16 protein-coding genes and 1 tRNA gene are annotated in these 18,371 nt (G+C 46.7%); 7 read left to right on the top strand and 10 right to left on the bottom strand.

Translation table 11 applies throughout. From position 1 onward, the window contains the following. Positions 1 to 215 precede the first annotated feature (215 nt). Positions 216 to 1,439, bottom strand: coding sequence for a M16 family metallopeptidase (locus BACCOPRO_RS01140; RefSeq protein ID WP_040311029.1), 1,224 nt, complete (start codon positions 1,437 to 1,439; stop codon positions 216 to 218). Between the two features lie 113 nt (positions 1,440 to 1,552). Between BACCOPRO_RS01140 and BACCOPRO_RS01145 the strand changes: the two genes are divergently transcribed. Next, positions 1,553 to 2,086 carry an LOG family protein gene (locus tag BACCOPRO_RS01145; protein ID WP_040311042.1) on the top strand — a complete coding sequence of 178 codons (534 nt, stop codon included), beginning with the start codon at positions 1,553 to 1,555 and terminating at the stop codon, positions 2,084 to 2,086. 24 nt (positions 2,087 to 2,110) lie between these two features. Further along, on the top strand, positions 2,111 to 2,713 hold the full coding sequence (locus BACCOPRO_RS01150; RefSeq protein ID WP_008140119.1) for an SIS domain-containing protein: 603 nt from the start codon (positions 2,111 to 2,113) through the stop codon (positions 2,711 to 2,713). A 104-nt stretch (positions 2,714 to 2,817) separates the two neighbouring features. On the opposite strand, the gene mnmA is transcribed toward BACCOPRO_RS01150, so the two are convergent. After that, positions 2,818 to 3,954 carry a tRNA 2-thiouridine(34) synthase MnmA gene (mnmA, locus tag BACCOPRO_RS01155; protein ID WP_008140121.1) on the bottom strand — a complete coding sequence of 379 codons (1,137 nt, stop codon included), beginning with the start codon at positions 3,952 to 3,954 and terminating at the stop codon, positions 2,818 to 2,820. A 7-nt stretch (positions 3,955 to 3,961) separates the two neighbouring features. Continuing rightward, a complete protein-coding gene (locus tag BACCOPRO_RS01160; RefSeq protein WP_008140124.1) occupies positions 3,962 to 4,747 on the bottom strand; it encodes a 4Fe-4S binding protein in 786 nt (261 codons plus the stop codon). Positions 4,748 to 4,823: 76 nt separating this feature from the next. Here BACCOPRO_RS01160 and ruvB point away from each other — a divergent pair, with 76 nt between their 5' ends. The 3 genes from ruvB (at position 4,824) to BACCOPRO_RS01175 (ending at position 8,794) form a co-directional block, all read left to right on the top strand. Further along, positions 4,824 to 5,849, top strand: a complete 1,026-nt coding sequence (ruvB, locus tag BACCOPRO_RS01165) for a Holliday junction branch migration DNA helicase RuvB (RefSeq protein ID WP_008140125.1) — start codon at positions 4,824 to 4,826, stop codon at positions 5,847 to 5,849. Positions 5,850 to 5,926: 77 nt separating this feature from the next. Continuing rightward, complete coding sequence (locus BACCOPRO_RS01170) at positions 5,927 to 7,417, top strand: oligosaccharide flippase family protein (protein WP_008140126.1); 1,491 nt, start codon at positions 5,927 to 5,929, stop codon at positions 7,415 to 7,417. Positions 7,418 to 7,432: 15 nt separating this feature from the next. Further along, positions 7,433 to 8,794 (top strand): TIGR00341 family protein, encoded by a 1,362-nt coding sequence (locus tag BACCOPRO_RS01175; protein ID WP_008140127.1) that lies wholly within the window; start codon positions 7,433 to 7,435, stop codon positions 8,792 to 8,794. 88 nt (positions 8,795 to 8,882) lie between these two features. Here the strand turns inward: BACCOPRO_RS01175 and BACCOPRO_RS01180 are convergent, their stop codons facing one another. The 7 genes from BACCOPRO_RS01180 to BACCOPRO_RS01210 form a co-directional block, all read right to left on the bottom strand. After that, positions 8,883 to 10,796, bottom strand: coding sequence for a DEAD/DEAH box helicase (locus tag BACCOPRO_RS01180; RefSeq protein ID WP_008140128.1), 1,914 nt, complete (start codon positions 10,794 to 10,796; stop codon positions 8,883 to 8,885). A gap of 89 nt (positions 10,797 to 10,885) precedes the next feature. Beyond that, the gene (locus BACCOPRO_RS01185; RefSeq protein ID WP_008140129.1) at positions 10,886 to 11,101 is read right to left on the bottom strand and encodes a helix-turn-helix domain-containing protein; all 216 of its coding nucleotides are present in this window, start codon (positions 11,099 to 11,101) and stop codon (positions 10,886 to 10,888) included. An 11-nt stretch (positions 11,102 to 11,112) separates the two neighbouring features. Next, positions 11,113 to 11,763 carry a DUF2975 domain-containing protein gene (locus BACCOPRO_RS17080; RefSeq protein ID WP_008140130.1) on the bottom strand — a complete coding sequence of 217 codons (651 nt, stop codon included), beginning with the start codon at positions 11,761 to 11,763 and terminating at the stop codon, positions 11,113 to 11,115. Positions 11,764 to 11,774: 11 nt separating this feature from the next. After that, on the bottom strand, positions 11,775 to 12,599 hold the full coding sequence (locus BACCOPRO_RS01195; RefSeq protein WP_008140131.1) for a CPBP family intramembrane glutamic endopeptidase: 825 nt from the start codon (positions 12,597 to 12,599) through the stop codon (positions 11,775 to 11,777). A gap of 220 nt (positions 12,600 to 12,819) precedes the next feature. Further along, the gene (locus BACCOPRO_RS01200) at positions 12,820 to 13,743 is read right to left on the bottom strand and encodes a bifunctional riboflavin kinase/FAD synthetase (RefSeq protein WP_008140133.1); all 924 of its coding nucleotides are present in this window, start codon (positions 13,741 to 13,743) and stop codon (positions 12,820 to 12,822) included. Positions 13,744 to 13,747: 4 nt separating this feature from the next. After that, positions 13,748 to 14,362: an HAD family hydrolase gene (locus tag BACCOPRO_RS01205; protein ID WP_008140135.1), complete on the bottom strand. Its 615-nt coding sequence runs from the start codon at positions 14,360 to 14,362 to the stop codon at positions 13,748 to 13,750. Next, the gene (locus tag BACCOPRO_RS01210; RefSeq protein WP_081446904.1) at positions 14,362 to 17,040 is read right to left on the bottom strand and encodes a calcium-translocating P-type ATPase, PMCA-type; all 2,679 of its coding nucleotides are present in this window, start codon (positions 17,038 to 17,040) and stop codon (positions 14,362 to 14,364) included. The genes BACCOPRO_RS01205 and BACCOPRO_RS01210 overlap by 1 nt, the downstream gene beginning before the upstream one ends. Before the next feature lie 104 nt (positions 17,041 to 17,144). Between BACCOPRO_RS01210 and BACCOPRO_RS01215 the strand changes: the two genes are divergently transcribed. Together BACCOPRO_RS01215 and BACCOPRO_RS01220 are read left to right on the top strand one after the other, a co-directional pair. Next, a tRNA-Ile gene (locus BACCOPRO_RS01215) sits at positions 17,145 to 17,218 on the top strand. 511 nt (positions 17,219 to 17,729) lie between these two features. Continuing rightward, positions 17,730 to 18,320, top strand: a complete 591-nt coding sequence (locus BACCOPRO_RS01220; protein WP_008140144.1) for a porin family protein — start codon at positions 17,730 to 17,732, stop codon at positions 18,318 to 18,320. Positions 18,321 to 18,371 lie beyond the last annotated feature (51 nt).

Below are 18,371 nucleotides of genomic sequence, written 5' to 3' on the forward strand. Positions count from 1 at the left end.
CAAACTAAGCCTTTGTCAAATCGTAAAAAATCTTGTCTTATAGCTATAAAACATACTTTTGAAGGAGTATGATAAAGGCAATATTTTTCTTTTCGCTAAGGGTAAATGTAGCAAATTGATAAATATTGCAGAAACGGGATTTCTTGTCTATTTGTACTATGGAGAGGAAATGTATGCTTATCCGATGGATATTCGTAACTATTCAGTCGAAAAAATTACTGATAGATCAATTGGGACAGGTATTCTTCTGTCAGTACTTCATTGGCAATCTCCAGCAGTTGGGAAGCGGTAAGTTCTTCGATGCGGCGGTACACTTCTTCCCGGCTGTCGTATTTGCCGTAGTGAAGAAAGCATTTGCCCATGTCGAGGGCATTGTTCTCAAAATTGTCACTTGCCACTCCGATTTGCCCGATGATCTGCTTCTTGGCAGCATGAAGCTGGGCGGTGGTCAGTGCACGGTCACGCAGTTGTTTCAACTCTTTCCGCACCAGACTGATACATGAGTCGACGTCTTCCGGATCGCAGCCGAAGTAGATACAGAACGTTCCGGTGTCGGTATAGGAGGTAAGATTTGATTCTACATTATACACCAGCCCCCGGCGTTCGCGCAGGGATACGTTGAGGCGGCTGTTCATTCCGGGCCCTCCCAGAATGTTGTTCAACAGATAAAGACCGGTACGTCGTTCATCGTAGGCATGATAGCCGCGGCCCCCGATCATGACGTGTGCCTGATGGGTATCCTTGTGTGTCGTGAGGTGCTGCGGACGATAAGGCAGCGGAGACTGGCGGTGATAGCCTTCGAAAGCCGAACAGGGAATATCAGCTGTGACTTTCTCCAGTGTACGCAAAGCCTTGCGGAAGTCAATATCCCCCAGAATAAAGAATACCATGTTGGTGGAACGGTAAAATCTTCTTGTAAAATTCAGGGCATCCTGGCTGGTGAAGTTCCGGAGCAGGTCTGGCTTTCCCAAAATGTTTCTGCCCAGGGGATGGTTGGGAAAAATCAGTTCTTCAAAGTCGTCAAAGATCAGTTCAGCCGGACTGTCTTCATAGCTTTGGATTTCATCGATGATGACTTCCACTTCCTTGTCTATTTCCTGTTGGGGGTAGGTGCTGTGAAATACGATGTCCGTCAGCAATTCTGCTGCGCGTGAGAAATGTTCTTTCAGAAAAGCACTGTAGACTACAGTCTCTTCCTTATTGGTGTAGGCGTTCAGATCGCCTCCTACATTTTCCATGCGGTTCAGGATATGCCAGGCCTTCCGCTTATGGGTTCCCTTGAAGATAAGGTGTTCCACAAAGTGGGCCATACCTTGCTCGTGCGGCTGTTCATCGCGTGTGCCGGCATCAACGGTATAACCGCAGTAAGCAACATTTGTCGGGCTGGGTGCATGAATGACACGAAGTCCGTTAGGCAAGGTAAAAGTACTATATGACATGATCTTTTGCATGATAAACGGTTTCCGGCGGCAAAATTACATAAATACTTATTGCTATTCAACGTAAAATGCAGATATTTGCAAAACAGAATCGCTTTAGAAGAGGTGAAGATATGGATAAGATAGCTATATTTTGTTCTGCTTCGGACCATATTGCTCCGGTTTATGTGGAAAAAGCGCGTGAACTGGGAGCCTGGATGGGGCAGAACCGGAAATGGCTGGTGTACGGAGGATCGGACACCGGACTGATGGAAGAAGTGGCCCGTGCAGCCAAGGAGCAGGGGGCTATGATCATGGGCGTGGTGCCCGACAAACTTGAAGAACGGGGGCGGGTGAGCAATCTGCTTGATGTGACGTTCCATACCGTAAATCTGAGTGACCGTAAGGATATCATGCTTCAGGAAGCGGATGTGATGGTGGCTTTGCCGGGAGGAGTGGGGACACTCGACGAGGTGTTCCATGTGATGGCAGGGGCAACTATCGGCTATCATTCCAAACAAGTCATCTTCTATAATGTGGAAGGATTCTGGAACGGGCTGCTGGATTTCCTGAGCGGACTGGAAGCTGCGAACTTTGCCCACCGTCCGCTGAACAACTTTTATCAGGTAGCCAATACCTTTGAGGAACTGACTGCCTTGCTGAAATGAATATTCACTAAAAAACAACCTGATATGATTTCATCTATTAATGAATTGCTGAAGCGCGAAGCCCAGGCTGTATTGAACATTCCGGTGACGGATGCGTATGAGAAAGCCGTGGCTCTGATTGTGGAGCAGGTACATGAAAAGAAAGGTAAGCTGGTGACCAGCGGCATGGGAAAGGCAGGGCAGATTGCCATGAACATTGCCACTACATTCTGTTCAACCGGCATCCCGGCTGTGTTCCTGCATCCTAGCGAGGCACAGCATGGTGACCTGGGAATTCTGCAGGAAAATGATCTGATGCTGCTGATTTCCAATTCGGGAAAGACCCGTGAGATTGTAGAATTGACGGAACTGGCCCGAAAACTGAATCCGGATATGAAGAAGATTGTCATTACGGGAAATCCTGACAGTCCGCTGGCACAGGCAGCAGATATTTGCCTGGCAACCGGTCATCCTGATGAAGTTTGCCTGCTGGGTATGACACCGACTACTTCCACTACGGTGATGACGGTTATCGGAGACATTCTGGTCGTTGAGACCATGCGGCGTACAGGCTTCACTATTGAGGAATATAGTAAGCGTCATCATGGCGGTTACCTGGGCGAACGTTCACGTGAATTGAGCAAGTAGTCTTTCCGTTGTAGAAAAACAAGGAGACAGATAGTCATTTCTTTTTCGGAAGAGTGGCCGTCTGTCTCCTTTCTTTTTCCCAGCCGCTAAAGAGGGAATCCGGATTATTTGCTGAAACGTTCCTGATTCTCTGCCGCTATTTTGCGGATTGCCTGCTGGAAAGCAATAAAGCCTCCGCCCAGTACGCGATTGCCGTCATAGAAAACTGCTGACTGGCCGGGGGTGATGGCTGAAGCCGGTCCTTCGAACTTCACCAGCAGACGATTGTCGTCAAGCGTAATGACACGACAGGGAATGGCCCGGCTGCGGTAACGGATGCGAACAGACAGACTGGGGCAGGTGAGCAATTCTTCCAGATTGGCTACGTTGACATCCTCTACGAGCATATACTCGGCATTCAGCTGTTCTGCGTCACCCAGCATTACTGTATTCTTGGCCGGATTGATCTTGAGTACGTAAGCAGGTTTGCCCAGTGCAATGTCCAGTCCCCGCCGTTGTCCGATGGTGTAATAGGCGAATCCTTTGTGCTGTCCCAGTTTGAGTCCCTTGCTGTCAACAAACCATCCCGGGCCGATGCGTTCGTCAATGTCCGGACAATGCTCCCGGAGAAAGTCGCGGTAATCTTTGTCGATAAAGCAGATCTCCATACTTTCACCTCCGCGGGCTTTGGCCTCAAATCCTTTCTCTGCCAGGTAAGCCCGTACCTCTTGTTTGGTCATTCCGCCTAAGGGGAAGATCATACGGCGCAGAATTTCCTGCGGCAACTTCCAGAGGAAATATGACTGGTCTTTGGTGGGATCGTCACCGGTCAGAATATAACGGTAGCCATTACGGTCTTCAAGCTGGCAGTAGTGGCCTGTGGCAATCCAGGCGCAGTCCGTACGATCGGCCCATTCGCAGAGGATACGTTCCTTGAACAGTGGGTTACACATCACGCAAGGGTTGGGGGTCCGTCCTCTCATGTATTCGTCGATGAAGTATTTCACAATTACCTGGCGGAACTCTTCGCGTACGTCGGCGACGTGGTGCTCAATTCCCAGTCGGGCAGCAAGAGCCTGGGCTTCGAGCACTTCGTCCGGCTGTTCCTGGCCGGGTGTGCTGAAATGGGACGGCACGTCCCAGGTGCGCATGGTGACTCCGACTACTTCATATCCTTGTTCCTGCAGCATGATGCATACGGCAGAACTGTCTATTCCGCCACTCATGCCTACCAATACTCTTTTGTCTTTGTGGATTGTCATGATCTGTTTATAAAAAAGTTTCCGGTTCCCGGCGTGCACTGAATTTTTCGTGCAGAATGGCCGTGAAGGGTGAATCGAAGATACGTGCGCCGGTGGGACATTCCTTGACGCAGGCACAGCAACGGATGCAGCGTTCGGCAATGGTCTCAATCTGACTTCCGTCTGCGCTCAGGTAAATGGCGTGGGTAGGGCAGACTTCGATGCAGTTTCCGCAGGCATAGCAGAGGTCATTGCATACAGGTGTGGCATTGTTGCCTGCAGGAAGAGGTTTGTAGGGAATATTCCCTTTGATAAAGAATGACGGCAGAGGGAATGTACTTTCCTGCAGTTTTTTCAGACTCTTACGTCCGAACTGTTCTGCTTTCTGCAAATCGTCGGCATCAGGACGTCCGGCTGCTACCGGCATATTCGGACGGCTGTAACTGTGTTCTCCGATGAATGCTCCGGCCGACAGTGGGGTAAATCCCAGTTCAACAGCTGTGTCACGCAGTTCAACCAGGGCATCTTCGTAGTCGCGGTTCCCGTAGATGGTCAACAGAATGACCGGTGCATTATGTCCTTTCAGACGTTTCAATCGTTGTAAGGCAATGGGAGCTACTCGTCCTCCGTAAACCGGAACTGCTATGACAGTCAGAGCATCATTGATCAGAATGGGGGAAGTTCCCTCATCCAGGGTGAGGTCGGTTTCTATCCGCCGTCCCATACCGATGCCTTCGCCGACGGCACGAGCTATCTTCGCAGAAGTATGAGTGGGGGAGAAAAACACAAGGTGGGTTGTCGTATATGGCTCCATAATCAAAAAAGTTAGTTACTACATCTGGACAAAGGTAACTTTTTTTTCGTACTTTTGCGTAATTATCGAAAGAATCATGGAAGAACAATTTGATATACGTGACTATAAACCGACCGGTAAGGAACGGGACTTTGAGAATGCGCTTCGTCCGTTGCAGTTTGAGGACTTCAGCGGGCAGGACAAGGTTGTAGACAACTTGCGCATCTTTGTCAAGGCAGCCCGTTTGCGTGCCGAAGCTTTGGATCACGTGCTGTTGCACGGCCCTCCCGGACTGGGAAAAACAACCTTGAGTAACATCATTGCCAATGAACTGGGAGTAGGATTTAAGGTCACTTCCGGTCCGGTACTCGACAAGCCGGGAGATTTGGCAGGTGTGCTGACCAGTCTGGAACCGAACGATGTACTGTTTATTGATGAAATTCACCGGTTAAGTCCTGTGGTGGAAGAGTATCTTTATTCGGCAATGGAAGACTACCGTATCGACATCATGATTGATAAAGGACCTTCAGCCCGAAGCATTCAGCTGGATTTGAATCCGTTTACACTGGTAGGAGCAACCACCCGAAGCGGGTTGCTGACAGCTCCGCTCCGTGCTCGTTTTGGTATTAATCTCCATCTGGAATATTACGATGATACGATACTTTCGCGAATTATTCTGCGTTCGGCTGGTATTTTAGGTGTACCCTGCGATGTAGATGCAGCCGGAGAAATTGCTTCACGCAGCCGTGGAACGCCCCGTATTGCGAATGCCTTGTTACGGCGGGTACGTGACTTTGCACAGGTGAAGGGAAGCGGCCGGATTGATGTGGAGATTGCCCGTTATGCACTGGAAGCACTGAATATAGACCGGTATGGCTTGGATCAGATTGATAACAAGCTGCTCTGTACCATTATAGACAAGTTCAAAGGCGGGCCTGTGGGACTGACTACCATTGCTACGGCATTGGGGGAAGATCCGGGAACACTGGAAGAAGTATATGAACCTTTCTTGATCAAGGAAGGATTCCTGAAGCGTACACCTCGGGGAAGAGAGGTGACGGAACTGGCTTATAAACATTTGGGAAGAAGCCTTTATAGTAGTAATAAAACATTGTTTGATTAAGCCGGGCACATGGCGGTGCCGGGCTTGTGGCGGGCCGGAAATGCATATCCGGCCTGTTCGAAGTTGGATTTTGAAATATGGCTGGACTGAAATCTTTGGCTAAGGACACTGCCATCTACGGATTGAGCAGTATTGTGGGACGTTTCCTGAACTATCTTTTGACTCCGCTTTATACGGAAGTACTGGCGGCATCATCCGGTAAATATGGAATCGTATCGAATGTATATGCTTATACGGCATTGATTCTGGTTTTCCTGACCTTTGGTATGGAAACCGGTTTTTTCCGTTTTGCCAATAAGACAACGGAAGATCCGAAAAAGGTGTATGCTAACTCTTTGATCTTTGTTGGCGGACTTTCCCTGATTTTCGTGGTGTTGTGTTTCCTGTTTCTGGATCCAATCTCGTCTCTGTTGGGTTATCCGGATCATCCGGACTATATTGCCATGATGGTACTGGTAGTGGCACTTGATTCGTTCCAATGTATTCCGTTTGCTTATCTGCGTTATCAGAAACGTCCCATTAAGTTTGCTGCAATCAAATTGTTCAATATCGTAGGGCTGATTCTGCTGAATCTGTTCTTCCTTTTGCTTTGTCCCTGGCTGGACGTACATGCCCATTCACTGGTTTCATGGTTTTATGATCCTGAATATCTGGTAGGGTATATCTTTGTAGCTAATCTGATAATGACATCCGTGCAGATGTTCTTCTTTATTCCTGAACTGAGAGGACTGGTGTGGAGACCGGATAAGGCGTTGCTGAAGCGTATGGTTAACTATTCGTTTCCCATCCTGATATTCGGACTGGTCGGTATTCTGAACCAGACTGTAGACAAGATGATTTATCCTTTCCTGTTTGAGGACCGCCAGGAAGGACTGGTGCAGCTGGGTATTTATAGTGCAACGAGTAAGGTAGCAATGGTGATGGCAATGTTTACACAGGCTTTCCGTTACGCCTATGAACCTTTTGTGTTCGGCAAGAGCCGGAACAGTGATGACCGTGGTACGTATGCGGCAGCGATGAAGTATTTCTTTATTTTTTCCATGCTTGCATTTCTGGCTGTGATGTTTTATATGGACTTGTTGCGCTATATGGTAGCTTCCGATTACTGGGAAGGACTGAGCGTAGTGGCCATTGTGATGGGAGCTGAGATTTTTAAAGGTATCTATTTCAATCTTTCCTTCTGGTATAAGCTGACGGATGAGACACAATGGGGAGCTTACTTTTCTCTGATCGGTTGTGGAGTGATCCTGGCTTTGAATATCTGGCTGGTCCCGACATACGGATATGTAGCTTCCGCGTGGGCTTCGGTAGCCGGATATGGTTTGATAACACTTTTGTCTTATTTTATCGGTCAAAAGAAGTATCCGGTGAAATATCCTTTGAAGGATATGGCTGTTTATCTGGTTCTGGCTGCTGCACTGTTTGTTGTCGGACAGGAAGTAACTGTTTCGAATGTTATAGCCCGTCTGGCCTTCCGTACGGTATTGCTGCTGGTCTTTGTCGCTTATATCGTGAAAAAGGATCTGCCCTTGAAGAGTATTCCGGTGATCAATCGTTTTATTAAATAATCAATCAATAATACTATGGAAGTAGGCAATCACAGAAAGTATCTGATCCGTACTTTCTTTAAGAATTATCTGGAGTTAAACCGCACCGAGGCGGAAGAGCGGGAAACCGTAGAATCGATCCGTAACGGAGTGGAATTTAAGGGAGCGAATCTGTGGATTCTGATATTCGCGATATTCATAGCGTCTCTGGGACTGAACGTCAATTCTACGGCCGTGATTATCGGTGCCATGCTGATTTCTCCGCTGATGGGGCCGATTATGGGGGTGGGCCTGTCTGTGGGGTTGAATGATTTTGAACTGATGAAGCGTTCACTGAAAAGTTTTCTGGTCGCTACGTTGTTCAGTGTGATGACCGCGACGCTTTATTTTCTGTTTACTCCGCTCGATGAAGTTCAGTCAGAATTGCTGGCCCGTACTTCGCCGACCATTTACGATGTTTTTATTGCGCTGGTGGGTGGTCTGGCAGGTATTGTAGCTTTGTCGACGAAGGAAAAAGGAAATGTGATCCCCGGAGTAGCCATTGCTACCGCCTTGATGCCGCCGCTTTGTACGGCCGGCTTTGGACTGGCAACGGGTAACTGGCTGTATTTCCTCGGAGCTTTTTATTTATATTTCATCAATTCTGTATTCATCAGTCTGGCTACGTTTATCGGAGTACGTGTGATGAGATTCCAGCGGAAGCAGTTTGTGGACAAAGCACGCGAGAAGCTTGTAAAACGGTATATTGTTGCCATTGCCGTACTCACCATGTGTCCGGCTGTGTATCTGACGTATGGGATTGTGAAGGAAACCTTTTATCAAAGTGCGGCGAATAGTTTTATTTCCACAGAACTTCAATTTCCGGAAACACAGGTCTTGAGCCGTGAAATTTCTTTTGAGAAACGAGAAATAAAGGTCGTTCTGTTAGGTAAGGAAATACCGGAAGATCAGTTGGCTCTGGTACGTTCGAAGATGGATCGTTATAAACTGCATGATACGAAACTCGTCGTCTTTCAGGGTATGAATCAAAATGGAACGATGGATATCAGCAATATTCGGACGCTGGTGATGGAAGATTTCTATAAGAATACAGAGAGCCGGCTACTGGCACAGCGAGAAGAACTGGATTCTTTGCATAGTGTATTGGCTGCTTTCAGCGGTTCTGGTCAGGTAGATGCCCGGATGGGGCAGGAAATGAAAGTCTTGTTTCCTGAGGTCAGGACCATTTCTTTATCAAAAAGTCTTCAGTTGAATGTGGACAGTGCCCGTACAGATACGCTGACTTTTGCCATTGTCGGTTGTGGCAAAAAGCCCTCCCATACAGAAAAAAATAAAATGGAGCAATGGCTGAAGGCCCGTATCGGAACTGAAAAGCTGCAATTGATCTTGTTGGATTGAATATTTTATCCATAAACAGATAGCGGCGTATCTCTTCTGGAAGGTACGCCGCTATTTATTATATAAGGTGTAAATACCGTTTAAACGGTTACTTTTTCCGTTTCATCGGTTTGGCCCATTGCTCAGCCATGAAGTCCGGTTCTTCTCCTTTCAATGGACGATCATCGTGAACGAAGAACTGTTTCCAGTCGTCTTTTTTCTTTGGTCCCCGTGGAGATGTGTAGCCACGTTCTTCCCGACTGGGTCTGGTTCCGGCTGTGCCTTTGTCTGCCTTACTTCCTTTTTTGCCTTTCTTTTCAGCCGGTTTGGCGGTAGCATTCTTCTGCTTCTTTCCGCTCTTGTCACTTTTGCCGTTGTTTTCTCCGGCAACTTCAACGATTACTCTGCGGCCATTGGCTGTTGTCTTGTTCAAGGCCTTGATGACCATGGGAGCCTGTGCTTCCGCAATTTCAAAGAAAGAGAAGTTTTGCATCAGATCAATTCGTCCGATTTCGATACGTTCCTTTTTCAGGTTCCGGTTGATCAGCTCAATAATCTGATTGGCATAGAAACCATCCGTTTTACCCAAATTAAGGAACAGACGTGTATAACCTTTCTCGGCTTTACGGCTGATCTTTTCGCGATCACTTCCATGATCCTTCCGTTCCTTTTGGCTTTCTCTTTTTTCGTTACCTTTCGGTTGCTCAATTTCTGCAGCATTTTTATAATAGTCAAGGAAGCGGTTGAACTCCATGGAAACCACGCGTTTAATCAGGTCTTCCTTGCTGAGCCATTCCAGTTTGCGGTAAATTCCGGGCAAGAATGTTTCGATTTCTTCTTCGTCTACTTTGACTTTTTCTATATCGTCGATCAACTTGATCAATTGCTGTTCGCAGATTTCCTTACCGGTTGGCAGGGTACCGAGATCAAATTTCTTTTTGATGATCCGTTCGATCTCGCGCATTTTACCTTTTTCTCTCAGGTTGATGATGGCGATGGATACACCGGTTTTACCGGCTCTTCCGGTACGTCCGCTACGGTGAGTATAGCTTTCCGTATCATCCGGCAGTCCGTAGTTGATGACATGAGTCAAGTCATTTACATCAAGACCGCGGGCTGCTACATCAGTCGCTACCAATAATTGTAAATGACATTGGCGGAATTTCTGCATGACCAGATCCCGTTGTGCCTGACTTAATTCTCCGTGAAGAGAATCGGCGTTGTAGCCATCCTGGATCAGTTTGTCAGCTATTTCCTGCGTTTCTTTTCGGGTACGGCAGAAGATGATACCATAGATCTGTGGATAGAAGTCAACCACACGTTTCAATGCCAGATATTTGTCTTTGGCATGAACGGTGTAGGCAATGTGGTGAACATTTTTGCTTCCTTCGTTTTTGGTACCGATTGTAATCTCCTTGGCGTCGTGGAGATAAGTCTTTGCAATCCGGGCTATTTCAGGGCTCATGGTTGCTGAGAACATCAGGGTGTTCCGTTCTTCAGGAACCTTTTCCAGAATAGCGTTGATGCTGTCTGTGAATCCCATGTTCAACATTTCGTCGGCTTCATCCATAACGACGTCGGCTACAGTGTCCAGACGGGCCACTTTCCGTTCCATGAGGTCGATGAGACGTCCGGGAGTTGCTACGATGATATGTACTCCGGCTTTCAGACTTTTAATCTGGCTTTCAATGGATGAACCACCATAGACAGGCAAAATCTTCAGGTCGGTAATGTATTTGGAATAATCAGTCAGATCGCCTGCGATTTGCAGACACAATTCTCTGGTAGGGCAGAGGATCAAAGCTTGTGGAACACGACGGCTTACATCAATTTTTTGTATCAGCGGCAGACCAAATGCGGCTGTTTTTCCGGTTCCGGTTTGTGCCAGAGCCACAACATCATTGCCATTTCCCAACAGATACGGTATTACTTCTTCTTGTACAGGCATGGGATTCTCATATCCCATTTCTTCGATCGCTTTCCGTATTTCCGGGGAAACGCCTAATTCTTCAAATGTCTTCATTCAGTTTTACTATCTAATTCGTTGCAAAGATACGGACAATAAATGGATAATCAGTTATGAATGTGACATTTTGTATCTTTTTTCTTTGATTACAATGAAGAATCAGGACGGTATTCCAGCAGATCTCCCGGCTGACATTCTAATTCCCTGCAAATTGCTTCCAGGGTGGAAAAGCGGATGGCTTTGGCCTTTCCTGTTTTCAGTATGGAAAGGTTTGCGGGGGTCAGATCTATTCGTTCGGCCAGTTCGCCCAGCGAGATCTTCCGCTTTGCCATCATGACATCTAAATTTACGATAATAGGCATAGGCTTTGTGGCTAAATGGTTAAATCTTGTTCTTCCTGCAGTTTTACGCCGGCAGCGAAAATCTCAGTCAGGAGCATCATGACAAAAAGGCTGGACCATTCGACATAAGTTTTGTCGATTCCGGTAATTTCATACCCGGGCAGCTGTATTTGTTGGAGGGCTGCTCTTTCCAATATCCATTCAGAAAGAGTAATGAGCAGGGAAAAGAGTGCTGTACTGTAAGTGAACCAACGAAGCCACCAGCAGTTTCTTCGGGAGAAAACTTCTTTTCGTGAAACGCAGATAAGCAGACGGATCAGGCTGTATACTCCGTAGAGGACAGGGAATAAAGTAATGATACTGATGATAGTCAGTATGGCATGCGAAGCTGGTTCACTGATGTTACAGGTAATACTGTCCGTTGCATATACAGCCTGCGTGGTCCGGTTCTGTCCGCAGTTCAGTGTTACTGTCTGCAGCGGTGCGTTTACGGGACTGACCTGCACAGTAACCTTTATCGGATGTGGCAGGGGTGTCTGGGCGTTATTCTTGCAGGCTGTGGCTTCTTGCATTCCGGCTTCCATGCCTTCCTGAAAACTCTCCATGCCCGAAGGTATGGAAAGGACGAACTCTGTGATGATAATCAGAATGGTAAGGATGCCCAATAATTTGATATGTTTCATAAGAAAGATTTTTAGATTGTGTTGTCAGAGGTTGGAGTCGTAGAAACCCAGGCTGCAGGTTGGGTGATCAGTCTGCTGCGGATGATCCAGACGCAGAGAATTGTCAGTACGATGCCTCCCAAAGCTATACAGAGCGCTCCTGTAGCCCCGAAGGTTTCGGTTAAAGTCGTGTCGGGATCTCCGGAAAGATGATAGGTCAGGGTAGCTGTCAGGTTGTTGATAAAGTGCATCAGGATACTGGGGAGCAGACTTCCCGTATGATAGTAGATCCATCCGAGTGCGAGTCCGAGGAGAAAAGCAAAAGGAGCCTGGACAAGATTGCCGTGTACCAGTCCAAACAGCAAAGAAGATACGATGATGGCATAGGCCGGTTTCTTCCAGATTCTGAGCAGATGCCCTTCGATGGCACCTCGGAACAACAGTTCTTCTACAACAGGAGCCATAATAACGGTGGAAATGATTCCGAGCGGATGTTGCATCAGCATCTCAAAAGCCTGTTGCAACTGGGGAGACATGGAAACGCCCAGCAGTTCGTTCAGATAATTGCTCCACATCCCCATTCCTGTAACGAACAGGACGCAGGTGATCAGCAGTGATACGGAAAGCGGGCTGAAGTTTTGCCGGTTCAGTGAGACGTATCTGCCTGCAATTAAGTGAATGATTACTGCCAGAGAGGCCAGCAGGCTGCAGAGCAAGGTCTGGAATATGTATGTTTCATCGGTTGCCAAAGGCATTTCGAAACTATGAGTACGCAGCATGTATGCAATAGCCGGAAAGCTGCTGAACGCCAGCTGATAGGCAATGAAGTAGATGATAAGTTTAATGGTACGTTTCATGAGATCTATATTTTTAGCTTCAGTAAAAGTTTTGTCGTGTTTTACGGTTTGTTTGTGGCTGCAATAACTGTTACACTTCGCTTTTCAATAAAAATATATCGTTTTTCGATAACGCAAAGGTAGGGCTAATTTATTATTGTGCAAATAATCTCTATTGAAAATTATCGAAAAACGATATATTTAACTTGCTTTTGCAGATTTGCGTGAGATATATGACATATCACTCCAGCAATAACTTTCTGACTTCTTTCCGATCCTGCTGGAGTTGTTCGATCAGTTCGTTGAGGCCGGTAAATTTCTGTTCGGTACGGATACGCTGCACAAATTCAATCCGCATGGACTGGTCATAGATGTCTGCATTGAAATCCAGAATATGAACTTCAATGCTCAGATCACTGCCATTATTGAGAGTCGGGCGGTGACCGATATTCAGCATTCCGGCAAAGCGCTGTTCTTTCAGATATACATGGACCGCATATACTCCTTCTTCCGGAATCAGTTTGTCCGGACATGACGGTCTTAAATTGGCAGTCGGAAATCCCAGTGTCCGTCCGACTTTGTATCCGTTGACAACTTTGCCGTCCAGATAGTAGGAATAACCCAGGAAGTGATTGGCATCTTTTACATTTCCCTCTTTCAGCAGTTTGCGGATGGTGGAGGAACTGATAGATACTCCATTTTCTATGAGTGCCTGTGCCTGAATAATCTCCATTCCAAGTTCTTTCCCATAGCGGCAGTAGTCTTGAAATCCTTCGCTCCGGTTGTGGCCGAACCGATGGTCATATCCGATAAGCAAGGCCTGAATGTTGAATTGTTCATGCAGCATGTTCATGAATTCCTTGGCCGAGAGACGGGAGAGTTCATGTGTAAAAGGCAACATCAGGCAGTAGTCAGCCTGAAGCTGTTTCAGTAAAGCCGTTTTTTGGGGGAGGCAGGAAAGCAGTTGTGGCTGATAGTCTGCCTGCATAACTTGTCGGGGATGTATGGGGAACGTAATCAGGGTTGTATGTAATCCCCGCTTCACGGCAGCCTCACATACCTGTTGGATCAGGTAGCGATGGCCGCGGTGTACACCGTCAAAGCATCCGATGGTGGCAATGCTTGGCGGTAAGACCAGTGATGGATTCTCTGTCAGTATCTCCATTTTCTCAGTTGAACAGCAGACTTAAGTCATTGCCGGGTTTGTAATGTTCTGTTTGAATGCCGACAGACTGTGCAGCCTGGCAGTTTACGGCAGAATCATCAATGAATAAAGTTTCCTCCGGTTTAAGTCCGGCCTGGCGGAGTACCTCCCGGAATATTTCCGGATCTGGCTTGGCCAGTTTCATTCTGAAGGAAAGAAATGTTTCCTTAAACAAATCCTCGACCCGGTAATTTTGTTGGGGAAGCAGGCTCTCGACAACATGCTGCCAGTGAAGTTCATTGGTGTTGCTGAGCAGATAAATATCATATTTGCTCCGCAGAGAAACCAGTAAATCCAGTTTCTCCTGCGGAATATCTAAAAGTTCATTGACCCACATCCGGTCTATTTCATCGTCTGTCAGAGACTGACTGGCCAGCTGACGGATACCGTCTCTGAATTCCGGAGTACCGATTTCTCCCCGTTCATACTCGCTGAAAATACCTCCTTCGTTGGTTCCGGTAAGTACTGAACGGATGCCTTTTAGTCCGGCCTTTTCAAAAGCCCGGGTACAACCTTCTACGTCCAGATTCAACAGGACTCCTCCCAGATCGAATATAATATGACGAATGTTCTGTTTCATTATTTTTTGGTTAATCGTTTTACACCGCGTATAATTTCACCCAGCCACAATACGACGGACGTACCGGCGATGATGTAGATCCAGTCTTCTACGGATAAAGGAACCGTACGGAACACCTTACCGCCGAATGATACGATCAAAAGCTGGCCTACCAGGATAATGGCGGCTACTCCCAGCATACCCATGGCATGGCTTGCATCCTTGAAGAAAGAATGGTTGGTTCCGAATACACTTGCATTAAACAGGTTCCAGAATTGCAGCATGACGAAGATCGTGAAGAAGATGGTCAGATGACGGGTATCCATACCTCCGGGCAGATTCTTGAAATAAACCAGCAGGCCCATGAGGATGACCAGGAATCCCAGTCCCACACCAAATATATTGTTTCGCATGGCCGGACTGATGATGAAGTCTGTACGCTTGCGCGGCTTTTCGTTCATTACGTCCATACTTGGTGCAATGGAAGCCAGTGCCATGGCAGCGAAGGTATCCATAATCAGATTTACCCAAAGCATCTGAGTTACGGTCAATGGCAGTTCAGTTCCAAAGAAAGCTCCCAGCAATACACTAAGCAATGCTACGACATTAATGGTCAGCTGGAAGACGATAAAGCGCTGGATATTCTTGTAGAGCGAACGTCCCCACATGACAGCCGTTGCAATGCTGTGGAAGGAATCATCAAGCAGGGTAATATCGCTGGCTTCTTTGGCTACGGAAGTACCTGTACCCATAGACAAACCTACCTGGGCATGGTTCAGAGCCGGAGCATCGTTTGTTCCGTCACCGGTTACGGCAACTACGGCCCCTTTCTGCTGGAGCAGCTGAACCAGTCTCTGCTTGTCCATCGGGCGGGCACGGCTCATAACTTTCAGGTCAAGTACACGTTCAAGTGCCTCTTCATCGCTCAGTGCAGCAAATTCCACACCGGTGATCCGGTTACGTTCCGTATCTTCCGGCTTCCACAAACCGATCTGACGGGCAATTTCCGTGGCTGTACCCGGAGTATCTCCCGTTACAATTTTTACGCTGATGCCGGCAGACTGGCATTTCTTGACAGCATCCGGAACATCCGGCCGGATCGGGTCGCTGATGGCAAAAATGCCCAGGAATGTCAGACCGCCTTCATTGACCAGTTCAGAGCAATCTTCGGATGCTCCTTCCGGGATATACTTGTAAGCCAATCCCAGAGTACGCATCGCTTTGTTCTGGTAAGCAAGCAGCTGTTCGTTGAAAGAGGTTACTTCCTGACTGCTTAACTGACATTTGCTCATGACGATTTCCGGAGCACCTTTAATATAAAGTACCCGTTTCCCCTGGATGGGTGAATCCACTAGAGTAGCCATGTATTTCCGTTCAGTAGAGAAAGTCAGCTGATTGACAATCTTAGCCTGTTCGCGCAGAGGCATGTAATTCTTTCCCTGTGCATTCAGCCAGAGAAGCAGGGCGATTTCTGTCGGATTTCCTACTCCGCTCGGTTTTTCGTTTTCTCCTTTTTCTTCCAGAAAAGCAGTTGAGTTGGTTGCAATGCCTTCAGCAATCAGGTTAGGCTGGCTTTCATCCAGCTTGGCTTCGTAGACCTGCATCAGATTCTGAGTCAGTGTTCCTGTCTTATCTGTACAGATTACAGTGATGGCTCCCATGGTTTCGCAGGCATGCATCTTGCGCACCAGGTTGTTGGTCTTGAGCATACGGCGCATGTTCAGGGCCAGACTCAGGGTAACACTCATCGGCAATCCTTCCGGAACTGCTACGACAATCAGGGTAACAGCCATCATGAAGTACTTCAGAACGATACGTGCGATCTCCATCCATTGATGCCAGTCATTGACTTCATTGAGAGAAAGGTAGTGATACAAATCTTTGCTGGTAAAGATAATAAAGGTCAGGGCAGCAATCGTAAATCCGGCTTTTCCGATCAGGTTGGCCAGTTTGGTCAGCTGAATGTTCAGCGGGGTCTGCTCCTGGTTCTGTTCTGTTGCCTGACGTGCCACCTTACCGATTTCTGTTGCATCTCCGACACGCTCCACTTTCATGATTCCGTGTCCGTCCGTAACAGTTGTACCTCGCATAACGGTATTCGACGGATAAGTAGCTTCGTCGTCGAAGTGAGCTTCGTCTGTTGTTTTGTTGACCATCAGCTCACCGGTCAGACTTGATTCGTTGACCTGCAAAGAGACTGCTTCCAGCAATGTACCGTCAGCTGGAATTTCTTCTCCCGTGTTTAATACGACAATATCTCCGACTACGATATCCTTGCGCGGAATCTCCCGGATTTTTCCGTTTCGGATGACCGTAACAGGAGTTTCCTCGCCAACGGCATTCAGTAGATCAAATTTTTTGTTGGCATCATATTCAAAATAGAATCCGATTCCGGTAGCCAGAAAAATGGCAAAGAAAATACCGATGGTTTCGGCATATTCATTTTCAATAATGGATATAATCAGGGAGAATACGGCGGCTACTAATAGAACTCGGATTACAGGATCCTGAAATTTTTCCAGGTAAAGTTTCCAAATAGACGGACGTTTGGGAGGAGTCAGCAGATTCTCTCCGTGTTGTTGACGGCTGGTAAGAACTTCCTGGTCGGTAAGTCCCGTCAGATGAGGTTCATTTACATTTTGTGACATAAGTCGATTTATTAAAGTATTCAGTTCCGCAAATTTACAATATATATTTATATATCCGGATTGATTTGATTTTTTTATTAATTTTTTCTGCTCAATAGTTGCAAGTTTCAACCGAAACCATTACTTTTGCATCAGTTTTAATAAAAATGTTCTTTGGACTTGTAGCTCAGTTGGTTAGAGCAACAGACTCATAATCTGGAGGTCCCTGGTTCAAGCCCAGGCTGGTCCACAAAGCAGATCAAGCAGTTACGGATTCCGTAACTGCTTTTTTTATGGTCTTGTGCCAGCTGTTTTGGTGAGGGGAATGTCAGCTTTATTGAAAAGCCGGCAGAACCGTTGTTCTAAGCAAAGAAAGGCCGTTTTCCTATGGTAAGATGGGGAAAACATAAGGGAGAACCGTTGGATTTCTGCAGTTAATGTGACACAGGTGACCCGTAGTTTTTCTGCCTTTCTCCGTTCCTTATAGTTGTATTCTGCGGAGAAACTAAAAGTTCCACTAGGTCGAAACAAAAGTTCCACCAGCATGAAACAAAAGTTTCATCAGGACGATACTGTCTGATCGTCCGCATAATTCAGATGAATTGTCCTTTCGATTCCGGCGGAATGAGCGTTCGTTGTGGTCTCTTTGTCCGGACAATTACTTGAATTATCAGGCAAAAGTGGTCTTTTTTGAACAATCTTTTCGTTTATTTCGTTTTAATATTTATTTTTGTCATTGTAAACATTTAATTAATTAGATTATGAAGAAGATTTTGTCTACATTGTTGGTGGCTGTATGCTTGTTTATGGCCATGCCAGCTCAGGCTCAATTTCATTTTGGCTTGAAAGGTGGATTGGATGTGTCGAAAGTTCAGTTCTCTAGTGATCTGTTCAAAGGAGATAATGCTACGGGATTCTTTATCGGTCCGATGGCTGAATTTACATTGCCTGTCGTAGGATTGGGTATTGACGCTGCTGCCTTGTATTCTCAGTCTGGATTGAAAATAAAGGGAAGTGAAGATACTGAAAAACTGAAATCAATTGAAGTTCCCGTTAACTTGAAATGGTCTGTTGGTCTGGGAAGCGCCTTGGGTGTATACCTGGCAGCCGGTCCTCAGTTTGGCTTTAACATTGACAATGGCTTTGATAAGCTGATGGATACAAAGACTTGTGCTGTCAGTGTGAATGTCGGTGTCGGTGTGAAACTGCTGAGCCACCTGCAGATTGGAGTAAACTACAACATCGGTGCAAGCAAACTGGCAGAACTGGTTCCGGATGAAGTGGGCGAATATATTTCTGCTCCTAATTTGAGAAAGAACTCCTGGCAGGTATCTGCTGCTTATTTGTTCTAAGAAATCAGAGAAACAAATATAGGATCGGGACAGAGTGTTCTGTCCCGATTT

This window comes from Phocaeicola coprophilus DSM 18228 = JCM 13818 (assembly GCF_000157915.1).
Classification (GTDB): domain Bacteria; phylum Bacteroidota; class Bacteroidia; order Bacteroidales; family Bacteroidaceae; genus Phocaeicola; species Phocaeicola coprophilus.